Here is a 15,973-nt window from a genome sequence, read left to right on the forward strand (position 1 = left end):
TGGACGGAGCAAGGAAGCTTCAGCCCAAGGACGGGCTTCTGCCCGTAGCATGGCCTTTAGGCCATGGAAGGTTGTTTTTTTCGCGGCGCTAAAGCATCCGCCTACACATTCAAGCCTGTAGCATGGCCTTTAGGCCATGGGAGGTTGTTTTTTCGCGGCGCTAAAGCACCCGCCTACACATTCAAACCCGTAGCATGGCCTTCAGGCCATGGGAGGTTGTTTTTTTCGCAGGACTAAAGCACCCGTCTACACATTCAAGCCCGTAGCATGGCCTTTAGGCTATGGGAGGTTGTTTTTTTCGCGGCGCTAAAGCACCCGCCTACACATCCAAACCCGTAGCATGGTCTTCAGGCCATGGGAGGTTGTTTTTTTCGCGGCGCTAAAGCACCCACCTACACATTCAAATCCGTAGCATGGCCTTTAGGCCATGGGAGGTTGTTTTTTTCGCGGCGCTAAAGCATCCACCTACACATTCAAACCCGTAGCATGGCGTTCAGGCCATGGGAGGTTGTTTTTTTCGCGGCGCTAAAGCACCCACCTACACATTCAAATCCGTAGCATGGCGTTCAGGCCATGGAAGGTTGTTTTTTTCGCGGCGCTAAAGCATCCGCCTACACATTCAAACCCGTAGCATGGTCTTTAGGCTATGGGAGGTTGTTTTTTTCGCGGCGCTAAAGCACCCGCCTACACATCCAAACCCGTAACATGGCCTTCAGGCCATGGGAGGTTGTTTTTTTCGCAGGACTAAAGCACCCGTCTACACATTCAAGCCCGTAGCATGGCCTTTAGGCTATGGGAGGTTGTTTTTTCGCAGGACTAAAGCACCCGTCTTCAGGGTGATATTGATAACGTGAATTATCCCTTATCGTTAATTCAAATTATTTGAATTAAATTATCAAAATGTTCCGATTTTAATTTCTTTTTCCGTCTATATACTCTTTATCAACGAATTTGAAGGAGATTCTTCAAATATTTTAATTTCAAATAAATTGAGGGTATTGTTATGAGTGGAACGTTTTTAGCGAAAGTTTTTAATTCAGACCAAGGGTTTTCACCATTGGCATTAAGAATTCCAGTAGGAATAATTTTTATTGCCCACGGTAGCCAGAAGTTGTTTGGTCTGTTCGGTGGCTACGGTTTAGAAGGTACCGCTCAGTTTATGTCGTCACTGGGGTTAGAGCCTGGTTATTTGATGGCGTTGTTGGCTGGAGCAGGAGAGTTCTTTGGTGGATTATTTCTTCTAATGGGTTTGTTAACTCGTCCAGCAGCAATAGTAACGGCAATTACTATGCTAGTGGCTATATTTACAGTACATATTGATAATGGTCTGTTTATGTCCAACGGTGGATATGAGTTTGGTTTAGCTTTGTTGGCAGCGTCTGTTTCCTTAGCCATTTCCGGTTCAGGAAAATTGGGTTTGGATGTTTTAATTGCTAACAAGTTATCTTTGTAGGAGTACGCCATGTTGACGCTACGTAAAGCTGCCGATAGAGGCAAAGCTAACTTTGGTTGGCTTGATAGCAAACATACATTTTCGTTTGGTTCCTATCATGATCCGAAACACATGGGGTTCTCAAAATTACGAGTGATTAACGATGACAAGGTTTCGCCTGACGCTGGATTTGGCACTCACGGTCACCGCAATATGGAAATTATTAGTTTCGTTACCCACGGAGTGATTGAGCACAAAGATAGTATGGGGAATGTACAATCTTTACCCAAAGGTGAATTTCAGTTGATGTCAGCTGGAAAAGGAGTTCAGCATAGTGAATATAACGCTTCGCCTACTGAACCCTTGACCTTTTTACAGATATGGATTGAACCCAACGAATTTGATGGCAAGCCTAGTTATCAGCAAAAAGACTTTGGTTCGAAATTAGGCATTACACCCATTATTACGGCAACAGGTGAGAATGGCACATTATCGATTAAACAAGATGCGTCGTTAAGCCAATTAATTCTAGCGCCAGGGCAAATTATCGAACTGGATATTGATGAAGATCGTAAGTATTACATTCATCAGGTAGAAGGAAGTTTAACGGTTAATTCAGACGTACTTGATGTTGGAGACGGTTTGAAAATCGAAGATGAATTAAGCTTGAAGTTAGAAAATTCAACTGAACAGCAGCTTGTGGCTTTGTTATTCGATTTGCCGAGCTAGAGTGATCAATTACATCAGAGCTTGAGGTAATACCTCAGGCTCTTTTTTGCGTTTAAGGAACCTACACTATGCATCACGCAATTTCATTGGAATCGCTAAGAGTGTTGCACGCAATTGAGCGTAAAGGCAGTTTTTCTGAAGCGGCCAAAGCATTATTCAAAGTGCCGTCTGCACTCACTTACACAATGCAAAAGTTGGAGTCAGAACTGGGGGTGGAACTCTTTGATCGCAGTGGCAAACGCGCGACTTTAACTCAGGCTGGCCTGATATTGCTGAATGAAGGTCAAGGGATTCTTGATGCGGCCGAACGACTCGAAGAAAAAGTGAAACAAGTGGAGTCTGGCTGGGAAACCCAACTGCCGATTGCCAAAGATACAATTATGCCGAATAAACCCGTAATTGAGCTGATTAAAGGGTTTTGTTGTTTAGATAAACAAGTTGAAATTACGCTAATTGAAGAAGCGTTAGCTGGTGGGTGGGATGCGCTATATTCAAACCGTTGTGACTTGGCAATTGGAGTCACCGGGGAATTACCCAAAGGACCCTATGCTGTGCATCAAATAGGCGAAATTGAATTTGTGTTTGTTGTGGCTAAAAAGCATCCGTTGGCGGATTTTATCGGAATATTAGAAGGCCAGAATATTAAACAATATCCCGCAATTGTTGTAGCCGACAGTTCGCGCAATTTGCCAGAACGTTCAAGTGGATTATTTGAAAGTAAACAAGTGATCAGGGTTCAGAATATGATGGCTAAGCGCGATGCACAAGTGCAAGGTTTAGGTATTGGATTTTTACCTCTTCATCTAATTGAATCACAATTGGATAGCGGAGACTTGGTGGCGAAAGCCACATCTTTGCACCGTCCTGCGGTACCTGTGTATATGGCATGGGAGAAGCATAAATCAGCTAAAGCCTTGGCGTGGTTTATTGAGCAAGGCAAGAATCATCAGTGGTTTTAGGTTAAGCGATAATATCCTTTGAGGCTAAAAACAGTTGTTACAAGCGGATAACCACTTCCACACCTTTTTCGTCTTCACGGTTTTGAATATTGATTTTTGCTTTGTGATATTCAGCGATGATTTTGGCAATATAAAGGCCTAAGCCTAAGTGTGTTTCGTGATTAACTTGGTGATCTCTTACCGAAACCATGGAGTTGAGTAACTGTTCATGCATATTCTCTGGCAATTTGGGCCCAGTATTGGCGATGGTCAGCTCCATATAGCCATTTTTTTCCATCAACGATAACATTATTGTGTTGTGTACAGGGCTAAATTCCACGGCATTGGCTATTATTTTATCTAGCATCTGTGCAAACAATTCTGGCGAGCCATTTAAATTTTTAATCAAATTGTGGGTATTTAAAGCAAATTTATTTTGCGGATAAGCAATTCGATAACCTTCTGTGCAACCCATGAGTAATTCGGATAACTCAAAATTTTCTCTTTCACTGTATTGAATCGCTTGTTCAAGACGAGTGGCTTCACTCATGTTGCTGAGAATTTTACTGAGGCGATGAATGCCTGATTGTGCACGTTCAATATATTGCTGTTTTTCCTGTTCGTCATTGCCGTTATTTTGTTCCATGGATAAGTTCTCTAATGACGACTTAACAATGGCCACAGGGGTACGTAGTTCATGGGATAAGCGGGAACTCATATTTTCCAAATAATGATTATATTGTTGTAATTTGTCTAAAACGCTGTGAAAGGTTCGAGATAAATCACCGATTTCATCTTGGGTATTGGAACGGGGAATATTCCCCAAGATTTTACCGTTTTCATCAATTGCAGATTCAGTCTCGTTGCGCAGTTTACTGATCCGAAACGAGATCCGAGATGCAAATAAAAACAGCGCTGCGGTGCCTAAAAATACCACGGCAATTATCACGTGGAATAGCTGTTCTAGTGCACGGTTTCTTAGGGTGCGGATACCGTGGGTAGTCTGCTCAACTACCACAGCTCCCATCACTTGTTCATCGATAAATATTGGGTGGGCTGCAGATAACACTACGGCTTTGTTGTCCGGTGATAAGCGCCACTGAGAGCTAGCCGTACCCGTTAATGCTTTGGCTAAATCTTGGCCTTTCAGTGCATAGGCATTTTCCAATTCATCAACGAACCCTGCTGGCGGTTTTGTGAGTATTTGATAATACAGCGGGAATAACCAATCTTGTTCAATTCGATGCCAGAGTGTATCGCGCTTTCGCGGTTTGGGAGCAATACGCACGCCAGTTGCATCTTGAATCGAACCCGAGCGGGCGAGCACACGCATGTGTTTATCCACTACCCAAACTCTAGCATTAGAGTATTTTAAACCTTTTAAAATCTTCTCAATTTCAGGGGAGGGAACAAGTACAGTACCTAAAGAATCGGACTGGTTAGGATTGGCAGTGCCAATAATATATTTACGTTCTCGGCTTTGTAAATCGTCCACATCTGCTATAGCAAAGGCAATTTTGCTGGACATAATTTCTAATGGAAAACGCAGTTCTATGTTGTAACCATTTTCAGTTTCCTGCCAGTTACCTTGGATAGCGGTTTCCAATGATAGAGGACGCAAAGATTCAGGGTTTTCATCAAGTAAATAGGCGTTTACCCAACCAGACTGCTGGGGCGCGACAATATATCGTCTGAATTCTCCTTGGGGATCGGTTACCGCAATTAATAAATAGTCATTTCTATCGACTCTAAGACTATTTTTGGGGCGATAAACCAAGTGATCATCCACCACCTCAAACATGGCATACAGATACTTATTATATTGCCCGACCATGTGCTCGAAATAGAAACTCTCGGGATCATAAAATACATTTTGTTCGATTAACTGCATTTCTGCGTAGTGCAAAGATAAGTGGCGATAATCAACCCAATCATCTAGCTGGCCGTCTAATTGTATTGGATCAACAATTTTATGGGCGTAAAGATCCGTTCCGGGTTTTACATCTTGCAAATAAGATGACTGGCTATCAAATAATGTTGGTCGTTCATGTAGCGCCGTAGCAACTGCTCGGGCGGTGCCTTCCATTGTCTGTTCCTGACCGGTGCGCAGGTAGCTTTCCAATTCCCACACGTACTGATACCCCAGCCATGGAATGGTAAATAGAAATAACGACAGTAATAATAGTTTTAAGCGGATGCCAAAGCGAAGACGGTTCATAAACTAACTAGATTTCCAGCGATAGCCCATGCCGTAGACGGTTTCAATGCGATCGAATTCGGCATCTAATTGCATAAACTTCTTACGAATACGCTTAATATGCGAAGTAATAGTAGTGTCATCAACTACCATTTTTGATTCATCCATAAGTTGTTGGCGACTTTTCACATGGCCAGCATATTTGGCAATGGCATGTAACATCCAAAACTCAGTCACGGTTAGTTCTATGGATTGACCGTGCCAGCTAACGGTCATTCTATTGCTGTCCATGAGTAAGGCACCAGACTCGATCAAATCAGTAGCAACTTGCGGTTGATTGAGTAGTTCGGTGCGTCTGAACAAGGCGGCGATGCGAGCCAGTAAATGAGGCAAACTAATGTCTTTGGTTAGATAGTCGTCGGCACCCATGCGTAAACCACAAATTGTGTCGTAATCATTGTCTCTAGCGGTAAAAAAGATGATTGGTAGGGTTTTCGATAATGAACGAAGTTGCTGACATAACATAAAGCCGCCGTCTATTTCTTCATTTAAGCCAATATCGACTACAGCTAAGTCAGGTAATCGCTGCATAAAGGCCTGCTCTGCATCAATACGACTAGCATAAGTAAATACTTCGTAGCCCTGTTTTTGCAACGCCGATGCATAATTATCTCTAATCGCTGGGTCATCTTCGACTATGGCAATACGTTTTGACATCAATTTACCGCTTTTTCTAACTGTTTCTATTTAGTGATAACAACTATATCGCAAAAATTTGTTCAGCCCATGGCCTTTTAGCTGAATAAATGCAATTTCCATTTTTTCGCCACATTTGCTCACCACATTGCCATTTTTGCCTGCATTTGATGACAGAAAGTCCCGCTTAAATAGACTCCATCGAAACAACACAAACTAAAACAACTTACTCTTTTGGAGAACAACTATGAAAAAACGTATTTTATTTCCACTTACCGCAATCGCTTTAAGTCTTTCGACAAATGTTTTGGCTGCAGACGGGGTTTCCAAATCAAGAACAACAGAAGAGCAAACTAATGGAGCCATTGGTTTTGGGTCTGGTGCGGTGGCAGGTGCATTGGTTGCGGGGCCGGTTGGTGCAATAGTTGGTGGTCTTTTTGGGGTGATGATTGCCGAAGATGTAAACAGTGACAATGCGCTGGAGGCAAGTGAAAACGAATTGACGAAAAGCTATGCCCAACTATCGCAACAACAAGAACAACTTGCTCGTCAAGAAGCTCAGTTAATCGCGTTACAACAGCAATATGAACAGGCGCAACAAGAAAACCAAGTGCAATTGGTTGCCATGGATAATGAGATTGAGCGAGTGATGCAAGAAATGGAATCAAATATTCAATTCCGAACGGCGTCCTATGTACTCGAGTCGCACTTTAAACCGCAGTTAGATTTAGTTGCACAAGGATTAAAAAACAACCCTAATTTAGTGGTCAGCTTGTCGGGCTTTTCTGACAGCCGTGGTGATGACTCTTTCAATCAAGCATTGTCTGAACAGCGCGTAGTGAGTGTTAAAGACTATCTTTTATCTCAGGGGGTTGATGATAAGCAAGTACTTACTTTGTCTTTCGGTGAAACGCAGCCAGTCTCGGCCGAAGCTAACAACGAAGACTTCTTCTTTGATCGTCGAGTGCTAATTCGAGTTGCTGAAGGTCAACAATCGATGACTGCATCAAACCTATAGGAGAGCGACAGTGATTAAGCGTCTGAGATTTGTCATCGTCCTTTCGCTACTTTTTATCTTAGGAGCGGTGCAATATGCAACGCCCTTTTTCAAGGATGAAAGTACCGATGAGCCATCCACTAGCCAATCTAGGTTCAAAATAGATGTGTCCTATGAATCTGTAGATGGTGCTAACTCATCTGTGTATGTAGATGATTATCAACAAGTTGAACAGGGAAGTTTGTTTTTACAAAAACAGGGAGAGCAAGGGTATTTGTTGTCACCGCTTTTAGATACGCGGGTAGACATGAATATTACCGGCTTAATTGCTCGGGCTAAAGTGACACAGACGTTTACTAATATCAGTGATGAATGGGTGAATGGTATTTATGTGTTCCCGCTACCCGAGAACGCCGCAGTGGATCATTTGGAAATGCGAATTGGCGAGCGGCGGATTGTGGGGCAGATTCATCCTAAACAGAAAGCCAAAGCCATATACGAACAAGCGAAACGAGAAGGAAAAAAAGCCAGTTTGTTGGTGCAGCAGCGACCTAATTTATTTAAGAATTCAGTGGCAAATATAGGCCCTGGTGAGTCGATTAAAGTGACTATTGAATACCAACAAGCGGTAGCTTATGAAAACAATACCTTTAGTTTGCGATTTCCAACAACGGTAACACCAAGGTACTTACCTAAATTGAATCTAGATGTAGGGACTCAAGCGGTTGCTGATAGCGGTTGGGGCATGACACCGCCAGTCTACAAGAAAAACCCTCCTTCGAATAACCAGGCACAAGAACCTGAGCCGATGCATAAAGTGGCTATCAATATCGCCCTAAATACAGGCTTTGCGTTGCAAAATATTGAAAGCAAATTCCACCCCATTCATCAATTAGAGAAAAAAGCCGGAGTTTACGAAATATCCTTACAGCAAAACATGATAGCCAATCAAGACTTTGTACTGAGTTGGCAGCCAGAAGCTAATCAAAGTCCTAAGGCTGCACACTTTGTGCAGCGTACCGAAGAGGGCATTTACGGCATGGTGATGTTGATGCCACCTGATGGGGATACTGAAACCTTGAATTTGCCTAGGGAAGTTATCTTTGTGATTGATACATCTGGCTCAATGTCAGGAGACTCAATGCCGCAAGCGAAACAAGCGCTCATATATGCCATTCAACAATTGCCAGAAAGTGACACTTTTAATTTAGTTGAGTTTGATTCAACGGCGAGGAAAATGTGGGCCACTCCCAAAGTTGCTAACACTAACAGTAAATCGGCAGCCGTGGAATATGTCGCGAATTTGAGCGCCGATGGTGGCACCGAAATGTTGTCAGCGCTGCAATTGGCGTTAGGTCAGCAGAGTCCAAGCGCTGCTTTTAAAGAAACTGAAAGTCGCATCCGCCAAGTTATTTTTATCACCGACGGCTCGGTGGGTAACGAGGCTAGCTTGTTTGAATACATTCAAGATAATTTGCAACAAAGCAGGTTGTTCACGGTTGGGATTGGTTCAGCTCCGAATAGCTTTTTTATGACTGAAGCGGCGCGGATGGGAAAAGGTACCTTTACCTATATTGGCTCTACTGATTCAGTGCAACAACAGATGCAGAACTTATTTACGAAATTGACCCATCCATTGTTAACTGATTTGATGATGAGCTTTTCGCAAAATGTTGAGGTCTATCCCCGTAACTTACCCGATTTATATAAAGGTGAGCCGCTTATGGTGAGTTATCGTGGGGCTGAAGCTGTGGATAACTTAATTGTCACTGGATCCTTGAAAAATCAACATTGGCAGACGGCTTTGTCTTTACAAAATGGCGGCAGCGAAACCGGTTTAAATGTGCTTTGGGCGAGGCGCAAGATTGCCCAATTAGGCCGAGATAAAATGTTGGGACAAGATTACGATGAAATGAACAAACAAATTGAACAAGTGGCGATGGCACATCATTTGGTCAGCGAAATGACCAGTTTGGTTGCCGTGGATGTAACTCCTACTGCGCAAAATACAAGTAAGGATGCACAGCTTAAATCGCATTTACCCAAAGGACTTAAAAGGACGTTGGGTACCTTACCGCAAACCGCAACAGCGGCCCAATTACAATGGATGTTAGCGTTACTACTTATGGGGGTTGGATTATGTATGGTCATTTTCACAAGGCACCGTTAAGACGAAAAGTGCTGAATATTGTTTGGCGTTATAAATGGGCGAGTCTGTGTTTTGTAATGAGTGCATACTTGTTTGCATCCAGCGGCTATATCCATGCCAAAGCACAGTTAGCACAATATTTAATTGAAGATGCTTGGGTTGAGTCGTTACACAGCGGTGAAAAAATAGCCCCTTGGGCATGGGCTGATACCTGGCCTGTTGCCAAGCTCAATATTGCTGACCAAAGTTTGTATGTTTTAGCGGGGGCAACAGGCAGGGTGATGGCATTTGGCCCTGGTCATATGAGCAGTACGCCTTTTCCTGGGGAGCCGGGTAATGCGGTCATTACGGGGCACCGTGATACCCACTTCGCGTTGTTACAAGAGATTAAAATTGGCGATGTAATAACCACAGAAACGGTAAATAACGTTAGTCAGTATGAAGTATTGGAAGTGCGGATTGCTCATCAAAATCAGATTAATTTAACCGAGTCTGGTATCGATGATGAACTAACTTTGATTACCTGTTATCCGTTCAACAGCGCCGCACCTAATCCTGAACTGCGATACGTGGTGCGGGCTTTGAAAATTGATGCCTAGAACTAGATTACATTTGCTTGATTAAGTAGTCTAGACCACCGGTGATTGCGGCTACTTGGGCGAGAATACAGTTTTCGTCGTCGACTTTCGGGCTGTCCGGGTAAACCTCTGTAGTGGTGACATACTTAGCGCCCGAAAAGCCACCACATAAGAATAGTTTACGTTTGTCATAATTAATTACTCCCCGTTGTTCCATTGGCGTTCCAATGAGTTTTCCATCGGCATCAGCGGGCGCAATGTGAGTGACTTTTTCTACCGAATCTATCACCGCTTTTTGAAATTCAGGAGCCGGATTGTTGCTGTCTCCAACCCCATAAAATCCATCAGGAATATCCCACACATCCTGATGAATACCATCTCTTGCACTCAGTGCCGGACGAAATTCAGAGTTGTCTGTGTCAGTGGTTTCGTGCAGATCAAAATGGGCTAACAGGTCTAGTTGCAAGCCTTGCACATAATCCATGGCTAGCGCTGCTTCAGGGGCAGGTGAATTAGGATAAAACGAACGGTTTGGATCAATCGCTTTTGGGTCCCAGCGATTAATGGTTTCATAACCCCAAGGGCTTAAGCAAGGTAAAACCACAAAATTAAAGTGCTCTTCATAGGCTTTTGCTTTGCTTTTAACAAACCGAATCGCTCCTTGTACACCGCTAGTTTCGTAACCATGTACACCACCGGTAATTAAAATGCTTGGTTTGTCGTCGTTCCACGCTTTAGTTTTGATCGCAAACAGAGGGTAACGCTCTTGGTCATAGGGCAGCGCGCCATATTGAAGTACTTCAAAGGACCCTTTTAAGTCTTCTAGTTTTGCCAATACCTCAACCTTGTATTCCCGTTTGACTTGTTGGTTATTCAACCATTGCGCTTTTTCAGCATCGCCCCAAGGTTGACCAGGCACGCCAATTGCGTATTCTTCGTAACTCATGTTGTTCCTATTCATACGTTAATATTGCAAATTTTGGTAAGGTAACACCTGTAGTTTCAGGCTGTAAACCTTTGCATCAAAGTGACGATAAAGCGTCATTAAAAAACGCTTTAATTGTTTATTCAGACTTGAAATATGGCAAAATGACAGCATATTCGAAGTTGACCTGACTCTCTCTCCTTCAGGTTATATCAAATTCGATCGATTGAACCTCCGTTAAGTTTGCGATTAGCAGGCGTTTAGGTTCACCAAAATAAAATAAAAAGTTAAATGGGAAGCGCTATGAAAGCCTTAGACATTTCTGGTCTGACAAAAACCTACAAGGGTGGTACACAGGCTTTAAAGGGTATCAATTTACAAGTCTCCGAGGGAGATTTTTTTGCTTTACTAGGCCCAAATGGCGCAGGTAAATCTACCACCATTGGTGTGATCAGTTCGTTAGTCAATAAGTCTACTGGAACGGTAAACGTATTTGGTCATTCTGTCGATACTGAGTTGGTTGAAGCCAAATCCTGTATAGGTCTAGTGCCGCAAGAGTTTAACTTCAATCAATTTGAAACCCTTTACCAAATTGTGGTCAATCAGGCCGGATATTATGGTGTCCCTCGTAGTATTGCCAAACAACGGGCCGAAAAATACCTTACGCAATTGGATCTATGGGAAAAGCGCAATGAGCCGGCAAGAGAGCTTTCTGGCGGTATGAAACGTCGTTTAATGATTGCGCGGGCATTGATGCACGAACCCAAAATGTTGATTCTTGATGAACCCACAGCCGGCGTTGATATTGAGATTCGCCGTTCAATGTGGACCTTTCTAAAAGAAATTAACGAGCAAGGTATCACCATCATTTTAACCACTCATTATTTAGAAGAAGCGGAAATGCTATGTCGCAATATTGCCATCATTGATAAAGGCATTATTGTTGAAAATACCAGTATGAAGGCTCTTTTATCTAAATTGAGTATGGAAACCTTTGTACTGGATTTACCTGTTCAATCAAAACCACCCACTTTACAAGGTTTTGCGTTTCGCAATATTGACGACCATACACTTGAAGTGGATGTAGACAAAGATGTTGGTTTGAACGATGTATTCCGTCAGTTGACTGACCAAGGAGTAACAGTTTTGAGTATGCGCAACAAAGCCAACCGATTAGAAGAGTTATTCGTCAGAATGGTCGAAAAAGGCAGAAAAGAACAGGCAGGAGCAGCATAATGGCAAATCGCAATTTCACAGCCTTACGCACTATCTGGATTAAAGAATGTACTCGCTTTTTGCGGATCTGGATTCAAACCCTAGTGCCGCCAGCGATTACCATGTCTTTGTACTTCGTTATCTTTGGAAGCTTGATTGGCTCGCGTATTGGCCAAATGGGTGGTTTTTCGTATATGGAGTTTATTGTACCGGGTCTAATTATGATGTCGGTGATCACCAACTCTTATGCGAATGTGAGTTCCTCGTTTTTTAGTGCCAAATTTCAACGTAATATTGAAGAGTTACTGGTAGCGCCGGTGCCTAGTTGGATTATTGTTCTAGGGTTTGTTGGTGGCGGTGTGGCGCGGGCAATACTGATTGGTATTATTGTCACTACGGTCTCGATGTTCTTTGTGGATATTCAAATCCACAATTTAGCGATAATCATCGTTACTCTTATTCTGACATCCTCTTTGTTTGCCACGGCAGGTTTAATTAATGCGGTTTACGCTAAAACATTCGACGATATCAGTATGGTACCAACCTTTGTTCTTACCCCATTAACTTACTTAGGTGGTGTTTTTTATTCGCTAACCTTGCTACCAGAATTTTGGCAGTGGGTGAGTAAAGCCAACCCAATCGTGTATATGGTTAATGGATTTAGGTACGGTTTTCTCGGCGTTTCAGATGTCGACTATATGTTATCGTTAGGCTTGTTAGTCGGTTTTAACTTGTTGTTATTCACCATTGCATATCAACTAATTAATCGCGGTGTCGGCATTCGAAGTTAAATCTAAAGCAAGGTTAAAGATACAGTTATTATGCATACAGGTAATTCGCGAAGTATTACTAGCAACCAGCTTGGACCCCATGAAAAAGTGTCTGAGTTGGTGCGTCGACATCTAGCCAACACTAGTCAAAAACCCTTTAATCAGCATACTTTGGATGCGTTCGAAGATGTGAAAAAGTGGCGTTTGCAAGTGGACCCTGAATTGCGAAAGCCTTTGATTTTTGATTCTTGTTGCGGTGTTGGTGAAAGCACATCGCACATTGCCGCGCAGTTTCCGGATGCGTTAGTGGTGGGAATTGATAAGTCTGAATTGCGTACCAATAAACATGTTCATTACAGCGATAAAGCGCCTAATTATTTAGTAGTACGTGCGGATGTGAATGACTTTTGGCGCTTGGCTAATTCCGCCCAATGGCAATTGAGTCATCATTTTTTACTGTATCCCAACCCCTACCCCAAATCATCTCAGGTGCAGCGAAGGTGGCATGCCTGCGCTGCATTTAAAGACATAGTTGGACTGGGTGGAATATTAGAGGTGAGAAGTAATTGGCAAATTTACATCCAAGAGTTTGCGGTTGCGTTAAATACTGCGGGTAAGTCGGCCGCTGTGAGTCCTTATCATAGCGCTGAGCCACAAACCCCGTTTGAGCGAAAATATTGGGCCAGTGGGCAACAAAGTTGGCAGGTTGTTAGTCACCTGTAATTGATTAGGCTGCCGCGTTATTTAGTTCGCGGCGCTGTTTGTTGATTTTAAGCGGATAAACCTCAGTCTAACAATTCGGTTTTGGAACGCTAAAATAGTAGCCTTGGGCATATCGAATGCCTAATTCTTTTAACTTTTCTAAGGTTGCCCAAGTTTCCACATGCACTGCTACAACACTTATTTCTTTCTCTTTTGCCAGACCCGTAAAGTGTTCTACAAATTCATAGGTTTGTTGATTTTCCATTAACTGAGAAATCAGTCCGCCAGCTATCTTTATACCGTTAACCGGCAGATTTAAGATGCTGTTGATATTGCCTGGTGTAGCACCAAAGTGATCGATGTATATGGCGATATCTAACCTGCGACACTGGGCAGCGAAAGACTGGAAATCATCTATATTTTCAAGCACTACAGCAGCCGTTAACTCCAAGCCAACCCGTTTAGGATTAGGGTAGTCGTGAAGCGCTTCTGATAGTGTATTGAATAAATCTGGATTGAGCATATCTTGTTTGTTGATATTGATGTTCCATGCCGCGTTCAGATCTCTAAAATAGTTTGCACTACGATTCAAAATCGTTTCAGTCAATTGTACAACGGACTCTTGTTGTTCAATAACATGTAAGAACTCACTTGGCAGAAAGGTTTGTTCACTTGGAGTGACTAATCTGGCGAGGCATTCAAAACGCCAAACCGTTTCCTGAGATATGTCCATTATAGGTTGGAAGAAAGGAACTATTCTATCCAGACTAAAATTATCCGTGACTTCTTGTATGTGCATAATTGTCCTCGTTACAGCATTATGACTTCTGAGCGTCGGTTTATTTTAATCAATAAATAAGGCTTGCTCGGAATTACAACAATAGCACCACTTTTTCCGTTCAGAAAATGAAACTTCCTGAGATTTGTTAAAAAACTGTACTTTTTATTAACTTAGGATGCTTTATATTTGGCGAAGTGGCAGATTTGCGCTAAAGTCCGCGTCTGAAAGTTTTCATATGAGGTTACAACGAGTGGGTAAAGCGACTGCCAGTTTGGAGCATATGTTCCGTGTATTTACCAAGCCTGAAGGTAAAGATTCCAAACTCGCGCAAATAGAAGAGCATTTGTCAGATAATCTGTCGGATTTTCTTTCCCAACATGTTGTAACTACCGCGAAATCTCTTGAAGATATTGAGCAAAATTTTCAGGAATACAAAGTGCCTGAATCCCCTGAATTTGTCTCTAAACATGCAGAGGTGCTGTTAGAAAAAGTCGTCGCCAATTCAGTGAATACTTATGCTCCAACGTTCATTGGGCATATGACGTCTGCTTTGCCGTACTTCCACTTACCTTTAGCAAAGCTGCTGGTGGGGTTGAATCAAAACTTAGTAAAAATTGAAACTTCCAAAGCGTTTACGCCTTTGGAGCGTCAAGTTGTCGGCATGTTGCATGAATTGGTTTATAACGAGTCAGAATCTTTTTATAAAACCCATTTGCACAGTGCAAAACATTCCCTTGGCGCATTTTGCTCAGGTGGAACCATTGCCAATATTACCGCGCTCTGGGTCGCTCGTAACAAAGCGTTAGCTGCCGACGGAAATTTTCGAGGCGTTGCAAAACAAGGCTTAGCCGCGGGTTTAAAACATTATGGCTATGCCAATATGGGGATTCTCTCTTCCAAGCGAGGACACTACTCACTTTCTAAAGCCGTAGATATTCTAGGTTTAGGACGTGAGCAAATGCTGACCGTCGATAGCCAAAGTCAACGTTTATCCCCTGAAGACGCATTGAAAGTAGGACGACAGTTTGAACAGCGTGGAAACAAATTATTAGCCATTGTTGGGATTGCGGGCACCACAGAAACAGGCCACGTTGATCCCCTAGATGAATTGGCCGATGTCGCCAAAGAATTAAACTGTCACTTCCATGTGGATGCCGCCTGGGGAGGAGCAACCTTATTCTCCAACCGCAATAAAATGAAACTCAAAGGTATACACAAAGCAGACTCAGTCACCCTTGATGCTCACAAACAAATGTATGTTCCTATGGGGGCAGGTGTTGTGGTGTTTAAAAACCCTGAAGACAGTAATGCGGTGCGACATCACGCACAATATATTTTACGAGCCGGCTCTAAAGATTTAGGTGCGACCACATTAGAAGGTTCGCGTAACGGCATGGCAATGATGGTTTACTCGGCGTTTAATATATTCGGTCGTGAGGGATATGAGTTACTCATTGACCAAAGTATCGAAAAAGCCCAACGTTTTGCCTCTCTGATTGACCAACATGATAATTTTGAGTTGATTACTGCACCTACTCTGTCACTTTTAACTTATCGGGTAAAACCAGCTATGGTGAATGCTCATGGTGATATCGAAAGTGAAATGTTGGACAGATTAAATGTCACAGTGCAAAAGCAACAGCGTGAAGCGGGTAAATCCTTTGTTTCTCGAACACGCTTAACGGTTGAAAATTACGGTACCAAGCTTCTCACCGTATTTCGCGTAGTATTAGCTAACCCGTTAACCACTGACCAAGATCTGGTAAATATATTAGAAGAACAGTTGGATATTGCGAAGCGTACAGAAACTTGGAAAGAGCTTGAGAATCAAGCTCTTTTACAGTCAAAAAGATCTGTTGGTTAG

At 42.8% G+C, this 15,973-nt stretch carries 14 protein-coding genes; 10 read left to right on the plus strand and 4 right to left on the minus strand.

Annotation, left to right across the window (positions count from 1 at the left end; translation table 11 throughout):
* Positions 1 to 1,003: 1,003 nt before the first annotated feature.
* The 3 genes from Q4567_RS19565 (at position 1,004) to Q4567_RS19575 (ending at position 3,120) form a co-directional block, all read left to right on the plus strand.
* On the plus strand, positions 1,004 to 1,453 hold the full coding sequence (locus Q4567_RS19565) for a DoxX family protein (RefSeq protein WP_303501859.1): 450 nt from the start codon (positions 1,004 to 1,006) through the stop codon (positions 1,451 to 1,453).
* A 9-nt stretch (positions 1,454 to 1,462) separates the two neighbouring features.
* Positions 1,463 to 2,161, plus strand: coding sequence for a pirin family protein (locus Q4567_RS19570; protein ID WP_216049181.1), 699 nt, complete (start codon positions 1,463 to 1,465; stop codon positions 2,159 to 2,161).
* A 68-nt stretch (positions 2,162 to 2,229) separates the two neighbouring features.
* Positions 2,230 to 3,120 (plus strand): LysR family transcriptional regulator, encoded by an 891-nt coding sequence (locus tag Q4567_RS19575; protein ID WP_303501862.1) that lies wholly within the window; start codon positions 2,230 to 2,232, stop codon positions 3,118 to 3,120.
* Positions 3,121 to 3,157: 37 nt separating this feature from the next.
* Here the strand turns inward: Q4567_RS19575 and pdsS are convergent, their stop codons facing one another.
* On the minus strand, positions 3,158 to 5,317 hold the full coding sequence (gene pdsS / locus Q4567_RS19580; RefSeq protein WP_303501864.1) for a proteobacterial dedicated sortase system histidine kinase: 2,160 nt from the start codon (positions 5,315 to 5,317) through the stop codon (positions 3,158 to 3,160).
* Positions 5,318 to 5,320: 3 nt separating this feature from the next.
* Complete coding sequence (gene pdsR / locus Q4567_RS19585) at positions 5,321 to 6,013, minus strand: proteobacterial dedicated sortase system response regulator (RefSeq protein ID WP_216049178.1); 693 nt, start codon at positions 6,011 to 6,013, stop codon at positions 5,321 to 5,323.
* 226 nt (positions 6,014 to 6,239) lie between these two features.
* On the opposite strand from pdsR, the gene pdsO reads away from it, so the two are divergent.
* From pdsO to Q4567_RS19600, 3 genes are read left to right on the plus strand one after another with little or no spacing between them, the layout of a single operon-like run.
* Positions 6,240 to 7,010 carry a sortase-associated OmpA-like protein PdsO gene (pdsO, locus tag Q4567_RS19590; RefSeq protein ID WP_303501866.1) on the plus strand — a complete coding sequence of 257 codons (771 nt, stop codon included), beginning with the start codon at positions 6,240 to 6,242 and terminating at the stop codon, positions 7,008 to 7,010.
* Positions 7,011 to 7,020: 10 nt separating this feature from the next.
* Positions 7,021 to 9,159, plus strand: a complete 2,139-nt coding sequence (locus tag Q4567_RS19595; protein ID WP_303501867.1) for a marine proteobacterial sortase target protein — start codon at positions 7,021 to 7,023, stop codon at positions 9,157 to 9,159.
* A complete protein-coding gene (locus Q4567_RS19600; RefSeq protein ID WP_303501868.1) occupies positions 9,129 to 9,737 on the plus strand; it encodes a class GN sortase in 609 nt (202 codons plus the stop codon). The genes Q4567_RS19595 and Q4567_RS19600 overlap by 31 nt, the downstream gene beginning before the upstream one ends.
* Positions 9,738 to 9,744: 7 nt before the next feature.
* Here the strand turns inward: Q4567_RS19600 and Q4567_RS19605 are convergent, their stop codons facing one another.
* Positions 9,745 to 10,662, minus strand: a complete 918-nt coding sequence (locus Q4567_RS19605; RefSeq protein WP_303501869.1) for a M14 family metallocarboxypeptidase — start codon at positions 10,660 to 10,662, stop codon at positions 9,745 to 9,747.
* Between the two features lie 282 nt (positions 10,663 to 10,944).
* Between Q4567_RS19605 and Q4567_RS19610 the strand changes: the two genes are divergently transcribed.
* From Q4567_RS19610 to Q4567_RS19620, 3 genes are read left to right on the plus strand one after another with little or no spacing between them, the layout of a single operon-like run.
* On the plus strand, positions 10,945 to 11,877 hold the full coding sequence (locus Q4567_RS19610; protein WP_216049173.1) for an ABC transporter ATP-binding protein: 933 nt from the start codon (positions 10,945 to 10,947) through the stop codon (positions 11,875 to 11,877).
* Positions 11,877 to 12,647, plus strand: a complete 771-nt coding sequence (locus Q4567_RS19615; protein WP_216049172.1) for an ABC transporter permease — start codon at positions 11,877 to 11,879, stop codon at positions 12,645 to 12,647. The genes Q4567_RS19610 and Q4567_RS19615 overlap by 1 nt, the downstream gene beginning before the upstream one ends.
* 30 nt (positions 12,648 to 12,677) lie before the next feature.
* A complete protein-coding gene (locus Q4567_RS19620; protein WP_216049171.1) occupies positions 12,678 to 13,349 on the plus strand; it encodes a tRNA (guanosine(46)-N(7))-methyltransferase TrmB in 672 nt (223 codons plus the stop codon).
* A 67-nt stretch (positions 13,350 to 13,416) separates the two neighbouring features.
* On the opposite strand, the gene Q4567_RS19625 is transcribed toward Q4567_RS19620, so the two are convergent.
* Positions 13,417 to 14,127, minus strand: coding sequence for an EAL domain-containing protein (locus Q4567_RS19625; RefSeq protein WP_216049170.1), 711 nt, complete (start codon positions 14,125 to 14,127; stop codon positions 13,417 to 13,419).
* A 217-nt stretch (positions 14,128 to 14,344) separates the two neighbouring features.
* Between Q4567_RS19625 and panP the strand changes: the two genes are divergently transcribed.
* Positions 14,345 to 15,973, plus strand: a complete 1,629-nt coding sequence (gene panP / locus Q4567_RS19630) for a pyridoxal-dependent aspartate 1-decarboxylase PanP (protein ID WP_216049169.1) — start codon at positions 14,345 to 14,347, stop codon at positions 15,971 to 15,973.

The organism is Aliiglaciecola sp. 2_MG-2023, from assembly GCF_030548145.1.
Classification (GTDB): domain Bacteria; phylum Pseudomonadota; class Gammaproteobacteria; order Enterobacterales; family Alteromonadaceae; genus Aliiglaciecola; species Aliiglaciecola lipolytica_A.